General features: G+C 54.2%; 19 protein-coding genes, 1 tRNA gene and 1 pseudogene. 7 read left to right on the plus strand and 14 right to left on the minus strand.

The window, feature by feature from the left end; all coding sequences use genetic code 11:
- Nucleotides 1-13: 13 nt before the first annotated feature.
- The 12 genes and pseudogenes from DMR_RS23700 to DMR_RS15430 form a co-directional block, all read right to left on the minus strand.
- Nucleotides 14-538 (minus strand): hypothetical protein, encoded by a 525-nt coding sequence (locus tag DMR_RS23700; RefSeq protein ID WP_081429631.1) that lies wholly within the window; start codon nt 536-538, stop codon nt 14-16.
- A 576-nt stretch (nt 539-1,114) separates the two neighbouring features.
- The gene (locus DMR_RS25070) at nt 1,115-1,291 is read right to left on the minus strand and encodes a hypothetical protein (RefSeq protein WP_173362483.1); all 177 of its coding nucleotides are present in this window, start codon (nt 1,289-1,291) and stop codon (nt 1,115-1,117) included.
- A 223-nt stretch (nt 1,292-1,514) separates the two neighbouring features.
- Nucleotides 1,515-1,922, minus strand: a complete 408-nt coding sequence (locus DMR_RS15405; RefSeq protein ID WP_015861912.1) for a MucR family transcriptional regulator — start codon at nt 1,920-1,922, stop codon at nt 1,515-1,517.
- Nucleotides 1,923-2,140: 218 nt separating this feature from the next.
- A complete protein-coding gene (locus DMR_RS23705) occupies nt 2,141-3,232 on the minus strand; it encodes an HDOD domain-containing protein (protein ID WP_015861913.1) in 1,092 nt (363 codons plus the stop codon).
- Nucleotides 3,233-3,769: 537 nt separating this feature from the next.
- Nucleotides 3,770-4,123: pseudogene (locus tag DMR_RS15410) on the minus strand (DUF6573 family protein); the annotation flags it as partial.
- Nucleotides 4,124-4,337: 214 nt separating this feature from the next.
- Nucleotides 4,338-7,718: a response regulator gene (locus DMR_RS23710; RefSeq protein WP_015861916.1), complete on the minus strand. Its 3,381-nt coding sequence runs from the start codon at nt 7,716-7,718 to the stop codon at nt 4,338-4,340.
- 508 nt (nt 7,719-8,226) lie between these two features.
- Complete coding sequence (locus DMR_RS23715; protein ID WP_015861917.1) at nt 8,227-8,625, minus strand: response regulator; 399 nt, start codon at nt 8,623-8,625, stop codon at nt 8,227-8,229.
- 933 nt (nt 8,626-9,558) lie between these two features.
- Entirely contained in the window at nt 9,559-10,065 is a 507-nt protein-coding gene (locus tag DMR_RS23720) for a hypothetical protein (RefSeq protein ID WP_015861919.1), read from the minus strand.
- A 113-nt stretch (nt 10,066-10,178) separates the two neighbouring features.
- Nucleotides 10,179-10,337, minus strand: coding sequence for a hypothetical protein (locus DMR_RS25075; RefSeq protein ID WP_015861920.1), 159 nt, complete (start codon nt 10,335-10,337; stop codon nt 10,179-10,181).
- A gap of 666 nt (nt 10,338-11,003) precedes the next feature.
- Nucleotides 11,004-11,079: transfer RNA gene (locus DMR_RS15420), tRNA-Thr, on the minus strand.
- 178 nt (nt 11,080-11,257) lie between these two features.
- On the minus strand, nt 11,258-11,671 hold the full coding sequence (locus tag DMR_RS15425; protein ID WP_015861923.1) for a MucR family transcriptional regulator: 414 nt from the start codon (nt 11,669-11,671) through the stop codon (nt 11,258-11,260).
- Between the two features lie 343 nt (nt 11,672-12,014).
- A complete protein-coding gene (locus tag DMR_RS15430) occupies nt 12,015-12,734 on the minus strand; it encodes an EAL domain-containing protein (RefSeq protein WP_043600855.1) in 720 nt (239 codons plus the stop codon).
- A gap of 153 nt (nt 12,735-12,887) precedes the next feature.
- Between DMR_RS15430 and DMR_RS25705 the strand changes: the two genes are divergently transcribed.
- The 7 genes from DMR_RS25705 (at nt 12,888) to DMR_RS15470 (ending at nt 21,491) form a co-directional block, all read left to right on the plus strand.
- Nucleotides 12,888-14,807: a DUF4416 family protein gene (locus DMR_RS25705; RefSeq protein WP_327194863.1), complete on the plus strand. Its 1,920-nt coding sequence runs from the start codon at nt 12,888-12,890 to the stop codon at nt 14,805-14,807.
- The gene (locus DMR_RS15445) at nt 14,792-15,673 is read left to right on the plus strand and encodes a YicC/YloC family endoribonuclease (protein ID WP_015861927.1); all 882 of its coding nucleotides are present in this window, start codon (nt 14,792-14,794) and stop codon (nt 15,671-15,673) included. Before DMR_RS25705 ends, DMR_RS15445 begins: the two co-directional genes overlap by 16 nt.
- Nucleotides 15,674-15,769: 96 nt before the next feature.
- Nucleotides 15,770-16,030 (plus strand): DUF370 domain-containing protein, encoded by a 261-nt coding sequence (locus tag DMR_RS15450; protein ID WP_006920716.1) that lies wholly within the window; start codon nt 15,770-15,772, stop codon nt 16,028-16,030.
- Nucleotides 16,020-16,652, plus strand: coding sequence for a guanylate kinase (gene gmk / locus DMR_RS15455; protein ID WP_015861928.1), 633 nt, complete (start codon nt 16,020-16,022; stop codon nt 16,650-16,652). The genes DMR_RS15450 and gmk overlap by 11 nt, the downstream gene beginning before the upstream one ends.
- A gap of 87 nt (nt 16,653-16,739) precedes the next feature.
- The gene (locus DMR_RS15460) at nt 16,740-17,630 is read left to right on the plus strand and encodes a tetratricopeptide repeat protein (protein WP_015861929.1); all 891 of its coding nucleotides are present in this window, start codon (nt 16,740-16,742) and stop codon (nt 17,628-17,630) included.
- 434 nt (nt 17,631-18,064) lie between these two features.
- The gene (recJ, locus tag DMR_RS15465; RefSeq protein WP_015861931.1) at nt 18,065-19,765 is read left to right on the plus strand and encodes a single-stranded-DNA-specific exonuclease RecJ; all 1,701 of its coding nucleotides are present in this window, start codon (nt 18,065-18,067) and stop codon (nt 19,763-19,765) included.
- A gap of 274 nt (nt 19,766-20,039) precedes the next feature.
- A complete protein-coding gene (locus DMR_RS15470; RefSeq protein WP_015861932.1) occupies nt 20,040-21,491 on the plus strand; it encodes an outer membrane homotrimeric porin in 1,452 nt (483 codons plus the stop codon).
- 643 nt (nt 21,492-22,134) lie between these two features.
- On the opposite strand, the gene DMR_RS15475 is transcribed toward DMR_RS15470, so the two are convergent.
- Together DMR_RS15475 and DMR_RS15480 are read right to left on the minus strand one after the other, a co-directional pair.
- On the minus strand, nt 22,135-22,740 hold the full coding sequence (locus tag DMR_RS15475; RefSeq protein ID WP_015861933.1) for a PqiC family protein: 606 nt from the start codon (nt 22,738-22,740) through the stop codon (nt 22,135-22,137).
- Entirely contained in the window at nt 22,737-23,747 is a 1,011-nt protein-coding gene (locus DMR_RS15480) for an MlaD family protein (protein WP_015861934.1), read from the minus strand. The genes DMR_RS15475 and DMR_RS15480 overlap by 4 nt, the downstream gene beginning before the upstream one ends.

The raw sequence follows: 23,747 nt of genomic DNA on the forward strand, positions 1-23,747 counted from the left end.
ATTAAGACACTTGTTAAAATATATCCACTTCATTTATTAAAAGCCTTAGGAATCTCTGCATTGGTGGCATTGTTTTTCCTGAGTACGAAAGAGAAGGAACTCTGACCGGTCGTGCAATTCCACACTCTGATCTTATAAAGATTTTATAACTTGTCGCATCTGTCAATATTTCGCCGCTAATTTGAATTACTGAAAAAAATCTACTTTCATTAATACACTGATTTATTCGATTTAAAGTTATTTTTCCCAGTCTGGTTGTCATGCAATTTGAATAGTTATTGTCTTTGCAACGAGAAGTCTTGAAGAATGCAGTTAGTTCACCAGTATTAAGAAGAGTTATTTCTTTTTTTACACCGCACCATCCTGGAAAAACTTTGAGTACTATTTTTTCAAATTGATAAGTTTTGTTCTTTGCAATGAAATTTTTATTATTCAAAAGTATTTCATATATTTTCTCGTGCATCGTTTCGATATTTTCAAGATTAATTTTAGGAGATCCATTTTTCTCATGCCACTCAATCATTAACTTTGATATCATTATAATTCTCTGTGAATACATCAATATACAGTATTTTGCGGATACTTTCAATACGCTTTTGTTTATTATACCATTTTAAATTCAAAAGTAAACTTAATAATTTATCTGGAGTCAAAAAAAATGCAAAACAATTCTCTGTCCGGCGCACTCCCTTAATTGCCCCTTGAAGCCGAAACGACTTGATCACCTCGGGGCAAGGGCCAGGTCACGGTGCTGGGGCAGCTAACGGGGAGAGCCGGGTACTCGGCAGCACCGCCGGCTGAATCGGACATTGGGCCTAGGCGGCCCACCCTTGCGTTTTTGGAACTAACGAGACCAAACTGCAGCCCGCAGGGGAAAACCCAAGGGCGGGGTCGTAGGGCGCGAATTTGGGGGGTCTCCGGGGAGCCGCAACAGGAACGGGGACGAAGGCCCGCCCGACGGCGGCAGAGAATCGCTGGACTAGAGGGCTGCCATGAGGCTGGAACTACTTGAAGAAATCAACTTGACGGTTTTAACGGAGTTTCCGCCGAATGATGACCACAAGGCCAGTGAGCAGAACGATCCCTTGGCAGATGCGAGTGAAGGCTCGGCGAATCAGTGCCATTTTGTCTTGTCGAAGACACCACGCTGGGTCAGTTCACTTTCCTTGTAGCCGTCGAAGTTGAATCGGCCGGGCACACTGCCGCCGTCATGACGTTTGGTCCGCAATACGAAAACCGCTGACAGGATGAAGACGACAACGGCAATGACTGAGGTGATGATCCATTCCATGGCGATTTGGTAGCAGGAGGACCGGGGCTTGTCATCTTGCCGGGATATGAAGACCTCGGCCGAAGGGAGGTTGGCCGTGCCTCCCCCTAGTCCGGCCGGCGGCATAAACTAATCAACATAGCAGTGGGTGGGCGGTGACACATAAAAAGCCCCAGCACGGGGAGGCGCACTGGGGCTGAGGGGGAGGCCGCATCAGGCTGGGCGGCATCGAAAGGTTGGCTTGCTATTCGGCTTTGTCTTTGCCACGCCGTTCCCACAATTTCATGTCTTTCATTTTGGCGCGACGTTCTCGAACCAAGGCTTTACTGACCAATGCTTGGGTCTTTTTGTAGCCGAATTTTTCCTTATATTCTTCTGGGGTGAGGCCATGGGCCGCCAAGTGCTTCTTGGTAATGACTTTGAATGATTTACCGCACTCTAGGCAGGTTACCGAGGCTTCCTTGATAGCCTTTTTCGGGTCAATGGCCGGGGCGGCAGCATCGGCATTAATCGTGGCGATTTGACCTGTGCTGACAGCAGCAATGCCTTGAGCGACGGACTTGACCATGCTGATAATTTCATCTTCAGTCATTGGCCGGGCGTTAGCTTGGGCTTTTACGATTTCAAGAGCGCTCTGGATATACTCTTCCATTTTTTCCTCACTGGATGGGTTCGCAGACGAGATGAATTGCTGACTAAATATGGGATGTCTTTCTTTGCTGTCAAGAATGAAATGGCCTTCGATTAGTTCATATTACCGTTGGATTTTGCTTAGGCCAGTATGCTTGCCTGATGGACCAGGGAATCAGGGCTAGCGGAGAATAGCTACGGGGCAAGGGCCAAGTCACTTGGCTGGGCCATCTGACAGATTCAAACATCACCAAACAAGGACGAATGACATATTCCATTCTTCAACCCTGGATCATTTAAGACACTGAAAATCTGGGACTTACTTAATAAAAAATGATAAGATTCAAGTATTGGCCGAGGAGTGTAAACAAAAGAACTTTCTAAAAAATGTGCTAGTTCATTAGCCATGCAAAGAACAACTGCATAGCTGATAGCAGTAAAATCAGCATCGACATCTTCGATGTCAATAAACTGGGGCGCGTGGTGAAATCGTATGGCATCAACAGAATAATCAGGAAGATTGAAAGACCTACAAACAACACATCCAGAAGTTGAATGGCTTATTCCATATTCATTTATTTCATCTTGAATACTATTCAAAAAACAATCCGACTTGGAATCATATAATATTAACTTCCCAATATCATGAAGTATTCCGAGCGTAGACGCTACAGAAGATTCAACATGGTGAAAAGCAGGAGAAATTTTCTTTGCAATATACGCAGTCATTCCAACATGCGACCAAAGCTTATTCATAAGGGCCTTAGACATACCAGCACTTTTAGCCGAACTCTCGAGTATTTCTATACAAAGTAGAGTCTTAAGATTGCCAAATCCAATTACATTGATAGCACTTTCTAAACTCGAAACTTTTGATTTAATGCCGAAAAAAGAGCTATTTGCTAACTTAAGAATATTAGCAGTTAGAACTGGATCAGAACTTGCTAATCCAGCTAAAATCTTAGGCGTAGTGTTTGGATTCTCAAGACGTCCCAACACAGTTGAATTCGTTGCCCCTGCCGCCACTTGATTCATGGATCTGGCAATTCTTTGAGGCAGGACCGAAGGAATTTTAAAGACGTCTTTTGAAAAACTACTGTTTCCACTAGAATCAAAAAGCATTTGTTGAACAAAACTTTTAATCTTATCTGTTTCATCTTGGCCATATTCTATCGATGATTTCCCATGCTTTTCAACTTTTGGGCTTGTAAGACAAGAAACTTCTAAATATGGCAGTTTTTCGTGCCGAAAAGAAGATTTCTCTTTTTTAAAATAAATCATCAAAACAACTGCTACAGCAATTACCAACAACACAACACCAACAAAAATCATTAAAAACCTCTAATTGAGTAGTTCAGTAAATAACGACTACCCAAACTCCAACTGAAACTGGATATTTTTTAATTGGGCGGACTGAAAGTCCAGCTACGAACCGACAATATTCGTAGCCGACTGCTCACATCAAACCCGTCGTTGAGGTCACGTTCAAGATGATGCGCAAGATACTTCTGGATTATATCTTTGGTCAATGCGCAGGAGGTGACGCATAAGTAACCCCGCGCCCCAAAAGGGCAACCCGAGTGCCGCTTCTTCACCAGGCTTGCCAGCTAATCCGAATAATGCGTGCGCAAATCCCTGCGCATGCACGTAGAGCATCCTGGTGAGGATTTTACGTTTTTCATTGAAAAAGGCAAATCCGGTCAAAGGCTCAAAAAAATGTATTATTTCTAATATTTATCGACAATAATTGATACTAATCTTTCAAATTCTGTCAACAACCCGCACCAAGGCTGGCTCTCTCAGTTCGCTCCGGCTTTGGCGCCATATGCGCGCGCCCGTCGACAGCTGGGATACTTGCCGACCTGCCACCAACACTGGCTCGGAGTGATCACCCGGACCCATGATCGCCAGGACGTGAACGGTATCCCAGCTGCCCGGCTTCATGAGAAACAAGATGTCGAATTCGGCGCGGTCGCCAGCAATGGAAGCTTTCGCCGCGATCAATGTCCGAAAAAGAAGATCATGAAGACGTCCCTCAAGGGACTGCCCTTCTCCTTCCAGGCCGGCAGGGGGCACAAGGTAATCACCATAGAGGCGGTCAGTGACACAGGTGTTCACCTTGAAGCCAAGCTGATTCGCTTGCTCGGTGACGTCGATCAACACCCCGTCCTCAATGGCTAGTTCCCGCGTGTAGCTGAAAATGATGTTCCAGTCCTGGTCCATTTGGGTATCCTCCCTGTTGGAATCTTGAATAATTCCTAGGAGGATATCCTGGGGCAGGAGGACAGGTCACGCATAAGACAAAGATGCTGTATAAATAATTAGTGTCTGAATTGATTAATTGTAAAATCATAGATGTATATAGTATTTTTATAATTTTGATTCGTAACTAATAAAATTTTAATGTAAAAATTTAATAAAGTCATTCACTTGATTGTTATGTCAAGTCAAAGTTTTTAGCTAATTCTGCCTTGAGTAGTAAAAACTCTTTTTCTAAATCGTCAATCTGTGCTTTGACAAAATCAATTTTGCCGCCCTTTGCATTGTTTTCAATATTTTGAGCTATTGCTACGAGTGTGTGTCCACCAACATAGCTTGAGGCTCCTCTCATAGTATGACAATGGCGCACAAGGCTTTGTAAGTCATTAGAATTTATACTCTGTTTGATTAGAAAAAGATTGCGAGGCGTATCTTCTAGAAATATTTTTATAACATCGCGTGCAACGTCTTCGTCGTTTAACATGCGTTCAAGACAAGTAACTCTATTAAATAATTCATTGCAGTACTTTTTTGGAGTTCCATCTGAATGGGTATCAGTTTCGTCTGGATTCTGTGTGTGTTTAGAATTTTGCTCGCCATGAAGCCATTTTGCAAGAACTTGAGTCAAATTTTTAAGCATTATCGGTTTGGATATATAATCATCCATGCCTGCGTCGAGGCACTTTTTTCGATCACCAGTCATTGCATTCGCTGTCATCGCTATGATCGGTATGTTATGATTAATAACTTTTGAGAGGGGGTCTCGAATGCGCTTTGTCGCTTCGTACCCATCCATGTCTGGCATCAATACATCCATGAAGACGATATCGAAATTGATTAATTCTAAAACTTGAATTGCAGCTGCTCCGCCAGAGACAGTTTCGACGCTTAATCCTAACTTTGTTAGTATGCCTGTTGCTACTTGTCTGTTGGTTGTGTTGTCATCGACAACAAGAATACGCCCACCTTGAGAGAAATGAATGATATTCTCATTTGTATTACAATGTGTGATTATGTTTTGATTGTTAACATCGTCTGTATCAATAATAACACTTGAAAGTATTTTAAAAAAATCAGATTGGCGAATAGGTTTGTTTGCATAAGCAGAAAAACCTACTTTTTTATAGATTTCTACATTTTCGTTCTGACCTAGTGAGGTCAAAATCACCATTTTGGTCCTTGAGAGACGAGGATCGGCTTTAATAGCCCGTCCCAGTGCTTCTCCGTTCATGCCGGGCATTTTTGAGTCAATCACAGCGATAATGAAAGGATTATTCTCGTTCAAAGCTTTATAAAGTGCTTGCAGTGCACTTGGAGCGTCAATAACCGTAGAAGGGCGCATCCCCCAAGTTGTCATAAGAGAATACAGGATGTCACGGTTGGTTGCATTGTCGTCCACAATTAAAACGCGCACCTCAAAGAGGTTCGCGGGTATGAGTGTCGTCTCATGGGTTCCCGGCGGTGGTATCTCAAGACGTACCGTAAACCAAAATTCAGATCCCTGACTTTCTTGGCTCGTGACTCCGATTTCTCCCCCCATTAATTCTGTAAGTTGTTTTGAAATTGCTAGACCCAAACCGGTTCCTCCATATTTCCGGGTTGTCGATGTGTCAGCTTGAGTGAATTTATTGAACAAATTACGAGTATTTACTGGTGAGATTCCAATTCCTGTGTCACAGACAGAGAAGCGAAGAATACAATTTGTTGTGCCATCTTTTACAAGTGTGACTCGTAAGGTTATTTCGCCAGCATGGGTGAACTTGATTGCGTTGCCCGTCAAATTAGTAAGTATCTGACGCAAGCGCCCTGGATCACCTCGTAACCATTTAGGGACGTTGGGTTCAACTTTACATAAAAGTTCAAGGCCACGACCATACGCTCGTAACGCCATAGTATCGTCGAAGTCATCAAGTAGATTTATAAGATTGAAGTCAAATGACTCAAACTCAATCTTTCCAGCCTCTATTTTAGAAAAGTCGAGAATATCGTCAATCAAGTCAAGCAAGGAGTCGCCACTGGAACGAATAGCTTCAGCGAAACGTGTCTGTTCATACGTAAGGTTGCTATCCAATAAAAGTCCCGTCATGCCAATTATTCCATTTAACGGAGTTCTAATTTCATGGCTCATGTTGGCTAGAAATTCTGATTTTAAATTGGCAGACTCAAGTGCTTGCGTTCTTGATTGAATTAGTGAAAATTCGAAAGATTTACGCTCTGTGATGTCAAGGTTTCGAACAAATCTACCGAGAGAAGAGCCATCTGATAATATAATTTGCTGACAATGATGATGAATCCAAACAAGTTTGTTAGCTCTATTGAAAATTTTGAATTCAATGTCGCATTGTTGATTGTTCTCAGAAAAAATGTTTTTGCAGTGTGTTTCTAGTTTGCTTAAGTCTTCAGGTTGAACAATTTCATATATAAGTTGCTGGTTTTGGATAAATTCCTCAGGCCGGTAGCCGGTCACACGTTCGCAGGCTGGTGATACCCAGAGTAAATTTCCGTCACTTCCGACCCAATACTCCCATTCATAGCTGTAATCAGCTATAGCTTTGTATTTTTCCTCCGCTTTTTTTATCAAATCGTATTGACGACTAACTAAAGATTCTCCAACAAATTTAGCTACCAGTAAAGAGAGTAATGAAGCTATGCCAACTAATACTAAATTAATGAAAAAATATAAATTAGCTGTTTCCAGCACAGTCGCACGCGGAGTGTTGGCGATGACGACCATGTAAGGAAGTCCATTGGGGGGTAGTTTTAATTTAATGAAATAATAGATGGCTTCGACACCGTCGTCTCTAATGCCAGATATTGTTCCTTTTTCTTGATCTGTTTCGGCAATTGTTTTCCATGTATCAATATTGTATGGGATCCCTATGTGTGGCGAATTTAGTTTCCAAGATTGCTCAGCCAAAGAAATGCCGTTCCGATCAACCAAGGTTATTCTAGTACCATTCAAAATACTTATTTTGCTAAGGTGGTCTAAATAAGTATCAAGTCGGTAAGTTACAAACAAGACTCCTGCAATTGTTCCACCATTATCTTTAACAGGAAAGCCAAACTGCAAGACAGGAACTCCCGCGAGTCGACTGACAACATAGTTACTGACACTAATACTTTTGCCGCGGATAGCTTCGGTGAAAGCTTCTCTGTCAGACAAATTTATTATTCCATTGGGTGGTATAGCTGAAGCTTGGACATTTCCATCTAAATCAAGAAGGACAATATTGACTATGTTTTTATTGTCAAGAATGAACTGCTTAAATAATGAGTTGCATTGGGATACTGAAAAACTTTTGACTTCTGGTAGCGCAGATAAAGTACTTAAATAATGATTTATTTGATTAAATTTTACAGCTTCGATAGTTGCAACATTCTGAGCTAGATTGGCTATTTCTTTTTTGAACTCTTTAATGGCGAGTCTTCTTTGGGCCAAGCCATAAAATATAACAAATAGCAAAACAGGCAGCATGCTGGATACAACTAGCAAGAATAGATTTCGATTTATATCAGACTTATTAAACATGCGGCAAAAGTATTTCAGAATGTTGTTCACAAAATTAAACCAATGTTTTTTAACTTAGCGAAATAACGTTAGAATAAATGCAAAGCAAATTGCCTTTTATTGTGTTTATACTTGTAATAGTCATGGTAAACGTTTAAAAGTTTTGGTGTGGGATCATGGCATTGTTGCTTGTGGTAGGAGTTGATAAGGGCTTGAAGTATATAAGTGTAGAGGTAGGAGGTTATGTAATAAATGTGGAATCTTTACATTATGTTGTCTATGCTTTGGTGCCAATGCGTCTTAGATTGAGAGCTTTTATTTCCAAATATTAAAATTGTATAGGTCTTTAACAAATCGACCGTTTTTTCTCTGTTGGTTATTGTACTAGATTTTTTCAAGTTCTGTATTGTATTCTAGTGCGAACATCCAATGAAGAATGAAAATTTTGGTTGTAAAATTCTTTCTTAATGTTGTGCATTTGCATACCACATCTTGTCGTATAATTGTGAATAGTAAGTGTTGCGAAATCAACGTCTCCACTGGTGTGTTTTATGTGTTTTTAGTTTGTTGCTGGCGAGTGCCAAGTTGTTTCTAGGCATGTTTCTTTTTGTGTATTTGTTAATTCTTTGAGGGCCATAAAACTTATCGGTTTCATGAGAATTCTGTCAAAGGTTCTTTTGCCTGCTTGCGCTAGCACGATGTCAGTTGTCGTCGCTGTGATGGCATATATGGAGGTTGATGTGTTTAAGGTAGACTTTCTGATCAAATGTGTGCTTTCGATGCCGTCCATTAAGGGCATGTTTATATCCATCAATATCAGGTCAAAATTTTCAACCTTTGACGCTTCGAACGCTTCTTTGCCGTTGCGTGCAAGGGTAATCTCATGGCCAAGTTTTGAGAGCATACGCGTGTAAACTATGATGTTAACATCATCATCCTCGGCTACAAGTATTTTCATGTTTTTTAATGGTGGTTTGTTCGTTTGATTTTGCAGCTATTTTCTTAGTTTTCGTTTGTTTGATCATCTAATCTTACATCTGTTTTGCAGGTTTAGTGCATGGTGTTTTTACCTTTAGAGGGGGGGGGGGCAACCGTGCATCCTGTTTAATCCTTGTACCTGACATAGTATTGATAGTCCACAGTCTCAGGAGAATAGTTTTTATGAACAATAGGAATACTTGCAGTTAAGGTTTGAATTTTTTACAATTTCTGTTGCTCTGCTGGAAATTTAACATGTTTCGCTTGCCGAAGAAACCGCAGGAATTAGTAGGTCCGCAATGAGTAAAAACACTTGATGAAGCGCGAAAGATTATTAGTGACGATTTTTTTAGTGCGAAATGCCACTGGTCTAGTAAAGGTAAGAGGGGTATCGCTTCACATCGTGTGCATTGCATTTACTGAAATGTCTGTAGAATCAACATCTAAGACCAAAAACTTACTGAAAATCGGATGGTTAGGATATACGGGAAGATCCTGGGGGTTCTGACCAGGGGGAGTGAAAAGGGCTGGCGAACTGGAAAAAGCCCAAGAAAAGGGTGGTAGAGAGCAGGGGAGGATGTCCTGGGGACAGGCCAGGGGGGATGCCCCCTCCCCCCCAACGCGCAGACGTCTGCGCACCACATGATGCCTCACTGACCACTCATTATCCGGTTCATTTTCGACTCATCGGCCCGCCAGCCCCGGCTATCCCAAAATTTTAAATTTCGACAAATACGACGCATCTTTCTGAAATCACTTATGATTCACACATAACTTGCGCTCAAAATCTTTCAAATCGTGTCAACACACTGAAATTAATGAGTATAGCGGAACATTCTGCGCCGCTGTGGCCACTGGAAAGGAAAAGCAGGCAAAGAAGAGAATTGCGGATAAATCAAATACTATATCACGTTTAAATACGGTCTGAACCTAAAACAGCGCACTCAATCCTAGCAGTTCTTTCATCAATAGACTTCAATACAAGGTCGTCTAGGACAATGGTTTCTCGAGATTTAATCTCATTTGGAACAGTCAAGAACGACCTATTAATCATACATCCATCGGCAGCTATCTCCACACACGATATTTCGATGTTCTTATGAACCTTACTGGTTAAATTAGTCAACTGTATACGAGCTAAAGTTTTTTCCTGACATTGAGCGACATCCATTACCAAGGAAACATCCAACGCCCCTTTTCGTTCAGCCAATCCGACACTGCAAGCACCGACAACGGCGGTCTCAATTCTTATCCCATCATTCAATACCGTCTTAGCCTTAGGACTACCCAGAAACTTACCAATTAAACTATTATCAAACCCTGAAAATACAGCAAAAACAGCAACAACTGACACCAAAACAACCCCAAATAAATAAACACTGGCGCTCTTCTGCGATGAGATTTTAAAAAATTTCTTCATTTCATACATTCCTATCGTCAACAAAAAAAATACAGGCAGATACTACAGGACCAAAATAAATCAAAATCTACCTGCACACCAAAACACGACAATGCAAATCTTGACACTCTAATTCACTTACTGACTGACAATTCTTCCTCGTCATCAAGTGCTGAAACAAGACCTTTAGAATTAGTACGTTCAGTCTCTTTTTCTTTCAAATCAATCACTCCAATCCTCTCCCCATTCTCTCCACAAAGAATAATATGCCCCTCGTCTTCGAGCGTAACCATCCGTACTTCGGGATTAAAAGCGTTTATCCCAGGATCCTGAGACCAGACACTCTCTGGTGCCAAGCAAACACAAAGAACCATACTGAAAAAATAGAGAAATATGAACACTATTAGGGCCTTCAACGAGTTCTCTACACGCGGGCAAAATGCCCTCCCTGATTTGCCTTGTGCTCATAGAAAACGCAACGAAGAATTCACAGCCGCATTCCTAACGCAAAAGGACCCCGTGCACATAGTGGGCAACACAGAGCATTGTCATTCCTGATGAACCACCTCGGCACAGCGCGCAGCCCTCTGCGCATTGGGTAACGCCTCGCCAACCCCTGATTTTCCGGCTCATTTCGCCCCTGCGGCCCGGCCCGCCCCGGCATCCCAAAACTTCAAATTTCGACGGATCCGACACATCCTGCTGAAATTACTTACGATCAGCGTGAAATCAGCGTTCAAATTCGTTCAAATTCGTTCAACACACCGAAATAACATATGAAACACAGAACGCGCCGCCGGGCCGGGAAAACCTGGTGGACAATACGGGTGGATGGGGGACCGGATGACAGGGGGATTTGGGATTGCGGATAAATCGGGGCCGCCAACGATGCCAACAGGCATAGCCCGCTGAAAAACGAAAAAGGGGCCAGGACCATCGGTCCTAACCCCTTGAAATCATGGAGCCAGCATGGAGACTCGAACTCCAGACCTGCTGATTACGAATCAGCTGCTCTACCAACTGAGCTATGCTGGCGAATGTGTGGAAAGGCTTGATACACGCGACATTCAGGGGCGTCAAGGGGTTTCGGCGACCGGCCAAAACTGGCCATCACTGGTCACTATTGACCGCGCTTTGCGGTCATAAGCGCGTATCTCCAGCCAAGTCCATCGCCACAAAAAGCCCGACAGGAATTCCCGCCGGGCGAGGCAGCCTATTTCGCGCCGCCCTTGACGCGCTTTTCCCAAAGCCTCATTTCCTTCATCTTCTTGCGGCGCTCACGCTGCAATTCCTTGCACACCAGCGGCATGCCCTTGGGATAGCCCCACTTCGTGCGGTATTCCTCCGGGGTCAGCCCGAATTTCGCCAGATGTTTTTTGGTCAGGATCTTGAACGACTTGCCCGACTCCAAGCAAATGATACTGCGCTCGCGAACCGCCTTCTTGGGATCCACCGCCGGAGTCGCGGCGACTTCCTCGGCAGCAGCCAGACTCGGACCAGCGGACACAAGCCCCCGAATATCATCAGTCAGGCGGCGAACCATGGAAGTAATCTCTTCCTCGGACATATTGCGCACGCTCGCCTGAGCCTTTACGATCTCCAAAGCCTCTTTCAAAAAGTCATCCATAAGTAACCCTCACTTTATTCTCCGAGGCCTACGCCGGCACAGCTTTCATGTCTACTAAATTATTGTTCATGCTTGCCTTCGCCATGGCGGACATGAAACAAACGCAGCCGGCCAAGCACAGATCCGTAAACAAACACCGAAGATCATTTCCCGCAATCCGCCATCTAAGAAATGAATTCAACACGAAGAAGCGCGGCCCAGATTCGACCACGATAACCATGTACTGAAAAAAAAGACGAACCGGCGACACACGACCAAAAGCAACTTGGCGAAAGAACCCGAGGGCAGCGAGATCCTTCCGCCAAGTCGCTCCATCCCTCAAAAAAAGGGATGCCCTAAAAAGCTAGGGCCAATATCCCGTATTCGGAATAACACCGGCCGTATCACGCTTCCAGACGCCCTGTGCGTAGCGGACGCCGAGTCGTTTGAGGGCAAGTTTGTAGCTGCTGCATTCCACGCCGGCAACAGCGACATCCATCAGTAAGTTGTCGGCAAATTGCACCAGCGAGGACATGGCTTCCGAACGCTTCGCTTCATCCCAATGCCAGGGAAGCTGGCGCGGCGTAACCCGTAAAATATCCGCCGGCAACAACTCCATAAAGCGAGCCGGCGGATTGTCGAGGTCGAAATTGTCGAGCAGCACCCGGACACCGCGCCGCTTGGCCGTGAGCAGCACGTCGAGGCTGCGCGCCGGATCGGCCATAAGCACGCTCACATCGTACATGGCGATGATCCGCTCCGGCATAACTCCAAGCGACAAGCCCAGATTGCCGCCGGCTTGCTGATGGTCGCCCCGCAGCAGATACGCCGCAGGTTCACGCAACTCCCGCCCCCAGGCGGCTAGGGCATCCCCCTCACCGGGGGCGGCCCCGATCGCCGGAAGAAGCGACGCTTCCTCATGGCGCGAACCCAACATGCTGGCGGCCTCGATGCCGGCCACGCCGCCATCGCCAAGATCGACCAGAGCTCGAAAATAGAGGTCCTGCCGCACAACGCCAGCATCCTCCCTCAGGGCTCGAACTCCCCGCACGACCAGTCCTATTTGATCAAATGTCTGCGCCATGGCACCCATCCTCAAGAATGACACAACTCTTACAAAAAACGTTCCACAATTATTTTCAACAAAAACAGCACACTACAAGAATAAGCATGTCCTTTTTTCAGGACTTTACCCCAAATTATCCTGTTTATCCCAAATACAGGACTACGCTGCACCATGGACCCCGACCTCGCCCTTTGCTATGCCCCGCCCATGCCGCACACATCACCACGCCGTTTCTGGCTCGCCACCCTGGGCTGCAAGGTCAATCAGTACGAGGCCCGGGCCCTGGCCGAGGCCTTTGCCGCCAAGGGCTGGAGCCCGGCACCATCCCCGGCTGACGCCGACCGCATCGTGCTCATTTCCTGCGCCGTCACCGCCAGGGCCGAATCCGAAAGCCGCCGCCTGGCCCGGGCACTTATCCGCGAAGCCAAGCCCGGAACCGAAGTCGCGGCCACAGGCTGCGCCGCCGCTGTCCACCCAGAGGCCTTCGCCGCCCTGGGGGCCGTGCCCATGCCCGACAAGGATCGGCTGGCGGCCGCCTCTGACACGCTGGCCCCTTGCCCGCCTCGCCCCGGCGACCACTTTCCGAATCTGGCCGTCGCCGGCTATGACCGGGCCAGGGCCTTGCTTAAAATCCAGGACGGCTGCTCCCACGGCTGCACTTATTGCATCGTGCCGGCTGCCCGGGGGCCGTCGGTGTCCCGGCCCTACCCCGCCATCCTGGCTGAAGCCCGCCGACTGCTGGACGCCGGCCATGCCGAACTGGGGCTCACCGGCATCAACCTCGGCCATTTCGGCCCGGACCTCGCCCCGCCCATGAGCTTCTGGCGGCTGGTGGCCGATCTGGAGCGTGACCTGCTGGCCAGCCACGGTCCGGCCTTCCGCCTGCGCCTGGGCTCCCTGGACCCGGCCATGCTGGACGCCGAGGGCCTGGCCGTCCTGGGCGAAAGCCGCCGTGTCTGCCGCCATTTGCACATCTCGCTGCAAAGCGCCGATCCGGGCGTGCTGGGCGCCATGAACCGCCGCCCGAATGATGCAGACGCCGTGTCCTTTTTTGTAGACAAACTCGGTATGAAATGGGGCCGCATGGCCCTGGGCCTGGATCTTCTGGCCGGATTTCCCGGCGAAGCCGACACCGCCCACGCCGCAACAGCCGCGTTCTTGACCCGGCTGCCGGTCAGTTATGCCCATGTATTCCCCTATTCGCGCCGCCCGGGCACACCGGCCGCGACCATGGCCGGACAGCTGCCCAAGGAAATCAAAACGCGCCGGGCAGCCGAGCTGCGACGTACCGCCGAGGACAAGGCCCGGGCGTTCTTGACCCGCCTTGCCACCGAAGATCGGCTGGAGGTGGCTGTCGAGTGCGCCGATCCGGCCGCCGGTTCCTGCGGGCGCTACGTGGACTGCCGTTTTGTCGATGCCCCCCCCCCTGACGCCCGGCGGTCTGGTCGCGGCCCGGCCGGTGGGCCTCGACGGCGACAGCCTGCTGGTGGCCGTCCTGCCCCAGGAGGCCAGATGAGCCGCCCCCGGGAACCCCGGCCGGGCAAACTCATGGTTTCGTGCCTGTCCGCGGAATCAGACCGGCTCTGGCCTGGGGTGCTTTGCGCCCTGCAAGACCTCTTCGGCCCGGCCGAGCTGGTCTGCCCGGCCCTGCCCTTTGACCACACGGCCTATTATAATGAAGAGCTGGGCTCGCCCATCGTGCGCCGGTTGGCCGCCTTTGCCCGGCCCTATCCCCTGGACGGACTCGTCGCGGCCAAGCTGGCCACCAATGCCCTGGAGGACCGTTTGGCCCGACCGGACGGCTCGCGCCGGGTCAATCTCGACCCGGGGCTTGTCACCTGCGAACGGCTCGTGTTGGCAACGGGCAAGAATTTCACCCACCGCGTCTACCTCGCCCAGGGAATATTCGCTGACTTGACTCTTGTTTTTCAGGGCGGGTCCTGGCAAATCCTGCCCTGGACGTTTCCCGACTACGCCGCGCCGGAGATGCTCGCCATCCTCACCGACATCCGTGCCCGCTGCCGCCGCGATCTGCGCGAAGGGGCCGTCCTTCACCCTTTCTCCAAGGAGCTTCCATGCCCAAGAGCATGACCGGATACGGCAAAAGCCGCATCGAATCCGACACCTTCACCCAGGTCTGGGAAGTACGGGCCGTCAACAGCCGTTTTCTCGACCTCAAATGGCGGTTGCCGCTGTTTTTGCGCCCCAGCGAAGCGGCCCTGGAGCGCGTGGTGCGCGAGGCCGTGGCCCGGGGACGGGTGGAAATCCACCTGGAATTCACCCCCACCCGGGTGGACATGTGGAAGGCCAGCTTCAACACCGGCTTGGCCGGGGCCATGCTCGACGAGCTGGCCGCGTTTGCCGCCCACAAGGGCGTGCCCTTCGCCCCGGACATAAGCCGCATGATCGGCATTTCCCACCTCTGGCAGGAAGAGGCCGTGGACCCCGATCCCGAGCTTTTCGCCAAGCTGGCCTCCGGCCTGCGCCAGGCTCTGGTCGATTTCAACGACGCCCGCGCCCGCGAGGGACGCAACCTGGCCGACGACCTGCTGACCCGCTTGGGCCGGCTCAAGGACTGGCAAGCGGCCATCGAGGCCGGTGCGCCGGCGGTCGTGGCCGAGCGCACCGAGCAGCTCGTAGCCCGCATCACCGCCCTGCTGGAAAAAGTCGGGGTCGAACCCACCCAGGACCGTCTGCTTCAGGAAACCGCCATCCTGGCCGACAAGCTCGACGTTTCCGAGGAGATGACGCGTCTTTCCGGCCACCTCGCCCGTCTGGAGGGGCTTTTGCGCCAGGGCGGCGAGATCGGCAAGAAGCTCGACTTCCTCATCCAGGAAGCCTTCCGCGAGATCAACACCTGCGGCAACAAGGCCCAGAACCTCGACATCAGCCGGCTGGTGGTCGACTTCAAGGCCGAGCTGGAGAAATGCCGCGAGCAGGTGCAAAATATCGAGTAGGCGGCCGGGCTTTCCTTTGCCGCCGTTTCCGGTATGCTGGCCGCGACGCGCCCCCGGCGTCGCGGCTTTTTCGTCGACAAAAAGCTCAGGTGAGGCATGGCCCAAGGACTGCTCAACATCGGTTTTGGCAACTACGTCGCCGCCTCGCGGGTGACGGCCATCGTCAACCCGGCCTCTTCGCCCATGCGCCGCCTGCGCGAGGAAGCCCGGGCCGAGCGTCGCCTCATCGACGCCACCCAGGGCCGCAAGACCCGCTCCATCATCATCACCGACTCCAACCACGTCATCTTGTCGGGCATCCAGGCCGAAACCCTGGGAACCCGCTTCGAAGCCCAGGAGGAAGACCATGCCGGCTAGACGTTTAGGCATGTTTCTGGTCATTTGCGCTCCTTCCGGAGCCGGCAAGTCCACCCTGATCAAAAAACTGTGCGCCGAGTTTCCGGCCATCAGTTTCTCGGTCTCGGCCACCACCCGCGCCCCGCGTCAGGGGGAACGGCCCGGCATCGACTACCATTTCCTGTCCCGGGAAGAGTTCCTCGCCTGGCGCGAGGCCGGCAAGCTGGCCGAATGGGCCGAGGTCCACGGCAACTTTTACGGCACGCCCATCGCCCCGGTGAAGGACGCCTTGGCCGCCGGGCGCGACATCCTGTTTGACATCGACGTCCAGGGCGCGGACCAGTTGCGCGACAGCCTTGGCCGCGACGGGGCCTATATCTATATCCTGCCGCCGTCCCGGGCCGAGCTCTACCGCCGCCTGTCCGGCCGGGGCACGGATTCCCCGGAAGTGGTGGCCAAGCGCCTGGCCGCCGCCCAGGGCGAACTGGCCCAGGCCCCGCTCTTCGACTACTGGGTGGAAAACGCCGAACTGGACGCCGCCTACGGCGACTTGAAGGCCATCTATCTGGCCGAGCGCCGCCGGCCGGGACGCCATCCCGATTTTCTGGGCGAACTCCTGGCCCAGTGGGAAGCGGCCGTTTGACGCCTCCCGAATCAGACCTGCGGCGTTGACCGGTTTCCCTGTTCCCTGATAGAGATGCGTAAACAGGATCGTCACAAAGCATAAGCCATGAGCCAAAAGACTCCGGAATCCCACGATGCCGCGACCGCTCCCGCGCGCGAACGCATCAAGGGCATCTTCTCCACCCAGGCCATCCAGAAGGTCGGCACGGGCACGACGACCCGCCGCACCATCCAGAAGATGTACTGGTTCGTGGAAGAAGACGACAAGCATGTCCTGGAGATCCAGCCGCTCAACAAAAATTACGTGCCGTCCGGCCCCAAGCGCAACATCAGCCTGGACGAATTGCTGGAAAAGTTCTCCCCCGAGCCGGAGTTCTACGTCTCCACGGTGTATCCACGCCTGCGCGAACTCAACATGGTCATCCAGAAGGGCGAGCGCCACCGTGAAAAGGGCGAGACGTTTTGCGCCGAACTGGAATTCGGCCAGGCGCTGGCCGTGGACGAGGACAACGTCCGTGCCAACTTCGGCCTGGGACTCACCTACCTTGACCGGGGCGAGGCCAACAAGGCCGACGACATCTTCCAGCGGCTGGTTCGCCTGGACGCTGCCTTTGAGAAAAGCCACAAGCACCTGTTCAATGAATTCGGCATCAATCTGCGCAAGAACAAGATGACCGACCAGGCCCTGGAGTATTACCGCCGGGCCGAGGAACTCTCGATTCGCGACGACAATCTCATGTTCAACATCGCCCGGGCCTTTTTCGACAAAAAGCAATACGCCCAGACCATGGAGTATCTGCAAAAGGCCCTGGAGCTCAATCCCGACCAGGCCGAGGCCCGCAAATTCGCCGAATTCCTCATTGCCAAGGGTCTGGCCAAGGCCGAACTGCCGGCGGCCTCATTGCCCCTTGGCGCATCCCCGACCGACGATGCGGCCGCTGCCCGGGCCGTCGGCGTCACCATGGACACCGAGCCCTTGACCGACGAGGCCGGCTGACGTTTTCCGGGCTGCCGCCACCAGGCCGGTCCGATGACGGCGCTGGGCCGCAGTTCCCGCAGGTGACGCGCCGACTTGGCGGCGGAACGCGGTGCGCCTGCCTTGACCTCGCCGCGCGCGGCGCTTGCGCCTTGAGCGTCCTGCCCAGTGGGACGCGCCTTGTTGGGGCCGCCTTCCCGTGCCGCTCCTGCAAAACCGACAGCCTCACCGGGACAACACGTCTTATGGCGTCGTGTACTACGACAAACACCACTTGCGTTCTTCGGCATGGACACATAACCCGCCCTTGATACGCGCTCTCCGCGCGGAACGTCGCCCTGCCCTGCCGCCGTCCCGGCGACGCCATGGCCGCCCAACTTGAAAAACAATCCCGGCGACGGCAGGCCCCTTGGCTGCCGGCTCGCGCCGCTTGTCCCGTTTTCCCGGAGGACCCCTTGCCCAAGAAATGGATATTCCCCGCCCCCCTGGCCGACGCCGGCCGCATCGCGGCCGTGGCCGACGGCCTGGGCGTGTCCCAGCCCATTGCCGCCCTGCTCGCCACGCGCGGCTACGACACGGCCGAGGCCATGGACCGCTACCTGTCGCCAGGCCTGCGCCATCTCATGCGTCCGGCCGACATCCCGGGCCTGGAAACGGCCGTCGGCGTCATCGTCCGGGCCGTGGCCGCCGGCCAGACCCTGGCCATCTGGGGCGACTACGACGTGGACGGCATCACCGGCACGGCGCTTCTGCTCGATTTCTTTCGGGAGCGCGGCCTAAGCCCCCTTTACCGGCTGCCGGTGCGGGCCGAGGAAGGCTACGGCCTCAACATCGGCGGCATCGAGGAACTGGCCGCGGCCGGGGCCGAGGTGCTCATCACCGTGGACTGCGGCATCACCGCCGTGGCCGAGGTGGCTCGGGCCAAGGAACTGGGGCTTTCGGTGGTGGTCACCGACCACCACCTGCCGGGCGAGGAGCTGCCGCCGGCCGACGCCGTGGTCGATCCCAAGCTGGGCGACGGCCCGGGCAACGACCTGGCCGGAGTCGGGGTGGCCTTTTTCCTGGCCGCCGCCCTCAGCCGCGCCCTGCCCGGCGACCCCGGCGACGTCCGCCGGCTGCTTGACCTCGTGGCGCTTGGCACCCTGGCCGACGTGGTGCCCCTTGGCGGCCAAAACCGCATTCTTGCCAAAAACGGCATGTTGCTTTTGGCCGAAGCCCGCCGGCCCGGCGTGTATGCCTTAAAGGAAGTGGCCGGCCAAAATCCCAAGGCGACGCTTGGCGCGTCCCAGATCACCTTCGGCCTGGCCCCGCGCATCAACGCCGCCGGCCGCATGGGCCGACCCGACGCCGCCCTGGAGCTGCTCCTGGCCCCGGACCTGGAGACCGCCCGGCCCCTGGCCGCCGACCTCGACGCCGAAAACACCCGCCGCCGGGCCGAGGAGGACGCCATCCAGGCCGAGGCGCTACGTCAAGCCGAGGCCGCCCCGGACCACTTCGGCCTGACCCTTTTCGCCCCCCACTGGCACCAGGGCGTCATCGGCATCGTGGCCTCCCGGGTGGCCGAGGCCCGCTACCGGCCAACGCTTATCCTCACGGCCGATCCAGCCAAGGGCCGGCTCAAGGGCTCGGGCCGCTCCATCCCGGAATGCGACCTGCACGGCCTTCTCTGCGACATCGCCGACAGCCTGCTCGCTTTCGGCGGCCACAAGCAAGCGGCAGGATTCTCCATAGATCCCGACAAACTTGGCGAGGTGTCGCGGCGCTTCAACGAGGCGGCGGCGGCGGCCCTGGGCCATGCGGTTCCGACGCCGAGCCTGCGCCTGGACGGCGAGCTGGCCTTTGGCGAAATCAGCTCCACCCTGGTGCGCGAGTTGGCCCTGCTCGAGCCCTTTGGCTGCGGCAATCCCGAGCCGGCCTTTGCCTCGCCGCCGGTGACGGTGCAAGCCCGGCGGGCCTTTGGGGAAAACCATGTGGCCCTGACCCTGCGCGATCCGGCCGCCGGGGTGACGTTTAAGGGCAAGGCCTGGCGCATGGCCGCCCAAATCGGCCAGGAGACGGCCGGCCGCACAGTGCGCGTGGCCTATTCGCCCAAGATCACCTACTTTTCCGGCATCCCGGAGATCGAGCTGCGGCTGCGCGACCTGGGGCCGGCCTGATCGGACTTGTCAGATTGCACTACTTGCCATTGAAATGCAGCGAGTTAAGCACGATCTGCCATGGCCCCTCCCCCCGCAGGCCGCGTCGGATGCCGTGGTTCCTGGCGGCCACGGGCTTGCGTAAAAAAATTTTGACTCGCGTAAAAAAACGCCCCATTTTGTCTTGCCAAGAAGTAATGGATAACATTATTGCTAAACCAAGTCGGCGGGACGCCACCCGTCGACGGCGTCGGACACCGTTTAACGCCAACTGTTTATTTTCAGGAGGAAGGTTATGAAGCGTTACACTGTTTGGGCCCTGCTGGCCGCCCTCGTTCTGGGCATGGCCGGGTTCGCCCAGGCCGCCACGGAAGTGAAGATGACCGGCGATGCCCGCGTCTACGGCGTCTTCTTTGCCAATCACAACTTCACCGGCTGGAACACCGGCAGCTGGGACAACAACAGCGGCGCCTACACCGGCGCCGGCACCCAGACCGAAGACCGTTTCCAGATCTGGGAACGTTTTCGTCTGCGTTCCGACTTCGTGGCCAACGAGGCCGTGAAGTTCCGTCTGGGCATCAAGGTTGAAGACACCTGGGGCCACGGCACCCTGACCGCCGCCAACCCGCAGGTCGCCATCGCCGTCTACCAGGCTTACCTGCAGTTCAAGCTGCCGGATTGCGACATCGAAGTCACCGCTGGTCTGCAGGATCTGTCCCTGCCGGCCAACGCCTTCTTCACCGACTCCGTTGTCTTCGGCGGCGACCGCGCTGCCGCCCTGGTCGTGAACGCCCCGCTGATCAAGGACACCCTGGCCGTGTCCGCGGGCTTCTCGCGCATGATCGACACCAACCGCACCTACGACACCACCACCACCCAGGTTGCCGACGAGCTGGATATGTACTTCCTGGCTCTGCCCATCACCCTGGACGGCTTCAAGGCCACCCCGTGGGGCGCCGTGGCTGTTGCCGGCGACAAGGCCGGCTACTTCAACGCCGGCTTCGCCGACTACCTGATGTCCGCCGGTTCGGTCCTGTACGGTTGGAAGAACGACCAGAACGCCTACTGGTGGGCTGGCTCGACCTTCGAAGTGACCGCTCTTGACCCCGTGAAGTTCTACGCTGACGTCATCTTCGGCGCGGGCGCCATGTCCGACCGCAAGTACGCCAAGCGCCAGGGCTGGTTCATCGACTTCGGCGCCGAGTACACCGGCTGGGATATCCTGACCCCGCAGGTCTTCGGCTGGTGGTCCACCGGCGAAGACGGCTCCATCCGCAACGGTTCCGAGCGTCTGCCGCAGATCCTGCCCAACTGGGGCCCGGGCAACAGCTTCCTGTTCGACGATTCCCAGGAGCTGGGCAAGGAGTCCAACATGGGCGCCAACCCGGTCGGCGCCTGGGGCCTCGGCGCTTCGCTGAACAACATCTCGTTCATCGAAAAGCTGTCCCACATCCTGACCTTCACCTACATGCGCGGCACCAACCAGCCCGGCGCCATCCGCAAGATGAACGTGCTGCTTGGTTCCAACCCGTACTACACCATGGGTCGCGACCTGACGACTGAGGAATCCCTCATGGCCGTCAACTTCGACACCAAGTACATGATCTACGAGAACCTGGCCGCCGTCATGGAGACGGGCTGGGCTCACGGCGATTTCCAGTCCAGCGTCTGGGGCCATCGCCTGGCCAGCAAGTCCCGCGAGGGCGACGCCTGGAAGGTCGCTTTCGGTCTGACTTACAAGTTCTAGTTCACCTGCGGCGTTATCCGACTGTCCGATGCCACGGCCGGGCCCCTTCGGGGGCCCGGTTTTTTTTGGCGTTCTGCGCCGGCCAATGGAGGGAAAGCCCCCTGCCGCATGCCCCGGCAACGTGGAAAGCGGCGTGACAAGGCAACGGCCGTGAGACACGCCGACACTCAGCCAGTGGCGGCGCGCCTGGAAAAAGGCTGCTTCCGGCTATCCCGCTACGTATGGCATGGCGACGGGCGAGGGCCGCCAACACCGTCATCCGGCAGATGGCGACGCACATCAGGCGCGGCTATCCTGCTTCGGGCTTTGGCTGCCAACAGGATACCGTCCATCGCCTCATGGCTTGAAGGCGGCCGAAGTGCAGACCAGACGGGACGATTGCCTGCCCGGCATCGCCTGCCGGCCAGACCGGGCAGGAACGATTCCACAGTCCGGCAACCGGGAAAAGGACTGGCAAAGCCCAAGCCCCACGCCTCTCTCCCGCGACAGCGCCGCGCATCGGCCCGGCTTCTCCGTCTATCGCATTCTCCTCCCCGGCCAAGGACCGCCCCCTATCTTGTCGCCAAAGCTCAAAAAAAGCGGGGCCGGACGCGGCAATCGCGTCCGGCCCCGCTCCACTCGGGCGAAAGAGAGGTCAGCCCGGCTATTTGCCGGCCAAGGTGGCCGCGACTTCCTTGGCGAACTTCTCCACCAGCCGGCTCTCGGCCGCGGCCAGACTGGCATAGTCCGGCCCGGAGACCGGCTCGCGGTAGTCACCGGAACGCCACTCCAGGGTCTTGTGGTCGGCGTCCAGGACGGACCAGTTGACACGCAGCACGGCTTCCTGGCCCAGGGTTCCGTCGAGGCGAGCCACCTGGATGACCACCTGGCGCTCCAGGCGCGCCCCAACCGGCCAGGGGTAGGTGTAGATCGGCTTGACGCACACCAGCCGCGACAGGTTCTCGGTCAGCGCCCGCTGGAAGTTGTCGTGGGGGGCCTCGATCCACTGCTCGAACTCGGCCAGATGCATCTGGTTGGCCCCGGTGCGGGTGACGATCTGGGAACGGTCCAGGTAGGACGGGAAGTCCACCGGCCCGATGCCCACGGCCAGGCACGGGCCGGACGGCCCGCTGCCTTCGGCGGCCGGGGCCGCTCCGCTTAGGGAGTAGAAATGGGTGGGCGCGGATTTGCCGCAGCCGACCAGAAGCGGCAGCAGGCAGGCCGCGCCGGCGGCCAGGATCACGACGAGGCGACGGATGGCGGGGTTCATTTGCGGGGTCCTCCCTTGCCCTGGATGAGCGCTTCGGGGTGGCGTTCGAGGTAGTCGGCCAGTTCCCGGATGGCCCGGGCGGCGGCGGCGATTTCCGACAGCGCCCGGTTGAGGTCAGTGACCGTGGGCGAATCGCTGTTGATGATCTTCTGGAACCGGCTAATCGCCGCCCGGCTCTCCTTCATGGTGGCGTCAAAGGAATCCATGGCCGTCTTGGCCGAGACGCTAATGCCTTCGGTACGCTTGTCGAGATGTTTGGCCAGTTCGGTGAAGCTTTGGGCCGCGTCCTCGAAGTTCTTGGACAACGGACCGACCTGGGCGCGCAGTTCGGTGACGAGCTCGCCGCCGCTGGTCAACACGGCATCGATCTTGGCCGGCATCTTGGTCAGTTCGGGCGAATTGACGAGCTGTTCGATGCCGGTCACTGCGCCAATCAGGCGGTTGACCAACTCTTGGAGCGGCAGTTGCTTGATGGTCTCGGTGAGCTTTTCAAAGGTCGAGGGCACGGTGGGGATTTCCGGCAACGGCGCGCCGCCGACCAGACGCACCGGCGTGTCGGGCATGAGGTCCAGGGACACGGCCAGTTGGCCGGTGACGAAGCTTTGGGTCACAAGCTGCGCCCGCAGCCCTTTTTCGATGAGCTGGGACAGCAGATCGCCCGGGGTTTCCTTGCGGGCCTGGACCAGGGTTTCCGCGCCCTTGGTCTTTTCGTTCGGGGCCAGCTTGATCTTGTTGCCCAGAATCTCGATCACCACCGGAATGTAGAAATGCAGCCGCGAGGCGTCGGCCTCGATGCTGATCTCCTTGACCGAGCCGATGGGCACGCCGCGAAACAGCACCGGCGCGCCGACTTCCAGACCCGAGACGGAGTTGGGAAAGTACATGATGCAGGGAAACGTCTTGGTGAAAAACACGCCCGAACCCAGGGCGACGATGGCTGCCAGGGCCAGGGTCAGCGCCCCCAGCACGAAAAGCCCGATCATGGTCTTGTTGGCCTTGCCGCTCAT

The sequence above is a fragment of the Solidesulfovibrio magneticus RS-1 genome, from assembly GCF_000010665.1.
GTDB classification, from domain to species: Bacteria; Desulfobacterota; Desulfovibrionia; order Desulfovibrionales; family Desulfovibrionaceae; genus Solidesulfovibrio; species Solidesulfovibrio magneticus.

What these genes read in the sequence shown, in the direction of transcription:
- DMR_RS23700 (WP_081429631.1), bottom strand. Translation starts at nt 538, where the DNA reads ATGATATCAAAGTTAATGATTGAGTGGCATGAGAAAAATGGATCTCCT.
- DMR_RS25070 (WP_173362483.1), bottom strand. Translation starts at nt 1,291, where the DNA reads ATGGAATGGATCATCACCTCAGTCATTGCCGTTGTCGTCTTCATCCTG.
- DMR_RS15405 (WP_015861912.1), bottom strand. Translation starts at nt 1,922, where the DNA reads ATGGAAGAGTATATCCAGAGCGCTCTTGAAATCGTAAAAGCCCAAGCT.
- DMR_RS23705 (WP_015861913.1), bottom strand. Translation starts at nt 3,232, where the DNA reads ATGATTTTTGTTGGTGTTGTGTTGTTGGTAATTGCTGTAGCAGTTGTT.
- DMR_RS23715 (WP_015861917.1), bottom strand. Translation starts at nt 8,625, where the DNA reads ATGAAAATACTTGTAGCCGAGGATGATGATGTTAACATCATAGTTTAC.
- DMR_RS23720 (WP_015861919.1), bottom strand. Translation starts at nt 10,065, where the DNA reads ATGAAGAAATTTTTTAAAATCTCATCGCAGAAGAGCGCCAGTGTTTAT.
- DMR_RS25075 (WP_015861920.1), bottom strand. Translation starts at nt 10,337, where the DNA reads ATGGTTACGCTCGAAGACGAGGGGCATATTATTCTTTGTGGAGAGAAT.
- DMR_RS15425 (WP_015861923.1), bottom strand. Translation starts at nt 11,671, where the DNA reads ATGGATGACTTTTTGAAAGAGGCTTTGGAGATCGTAAAGGCTCAGGCG.
- DMR_RS15430 (WP_043600855.1), bottom strand. Translation starts at nt 12,734, where the DNA reads ATGGCGCAGACATTTGATCAAATAGGACTGGTCGTGCGGGGAGTTCGA.
- DMR_RS25705 (WP_327194863.1), top strand. Translation starts at nt 12,888, where the DNA reads ATGGACCCCGACCTCGCCCTTTGCTATGCCCCGCCCATGCCGCACACA.
- DMR_RS15445 (WP_015861927.1), top strand. Translation starts at nt 14,792, where the DNA reads ATGCCCAAGAGCATGACCGGATACGGCAAAAGCCGCATCGAATCCGAC.
- DMR_RS15450 (WP_006920716.1), top strand. Translation starts at nt 15,770, where the DNA reads ATGGCCCAAGGACTGCTCAACATCGGTTTTGGCAACTACGTCGCCGCC.
- gmk (WP_015861928.1), top strand. Translation starts at nt 16,020, where the DNA reads ATGCCGGCTAGACGTTTAGGCATGTTTCTGGTCATTTGCGCTCCTTCC.
- DMR_RS15460 (WP_015861929.1), top strand. Translation starts at nt 16,740, where the DNA reads ATGAGCCAAAAGACTCCGGAATCCCACGATGCCGCGACCGCTCCCGCG.
- DMR_RS15470 (WP_015861932.1), top strand. Translation starts at nt 20,040, where the DNA reads ATGAAGCGTTACACTGTTTGGGCCCTGCTGGCCGCCCTCGTTCTGGGC.
- DMR_RS15475 (WP_015861933.1), bottom strand. Translation starts at nt 22,740, where the DNA reads ATGAACCCCGCCATCCGTCGCCTCGTCGTGATCCTGGCCGCCGGCGCG.
- DMR_RS15480 (WP_015861934.1), bottom strand. Translation starts at nt 23,747, where the DNA reads ATGAGCGGCAAGGCCAACAAGACCATGATCGGGCTTTTCGTGCTGGGG.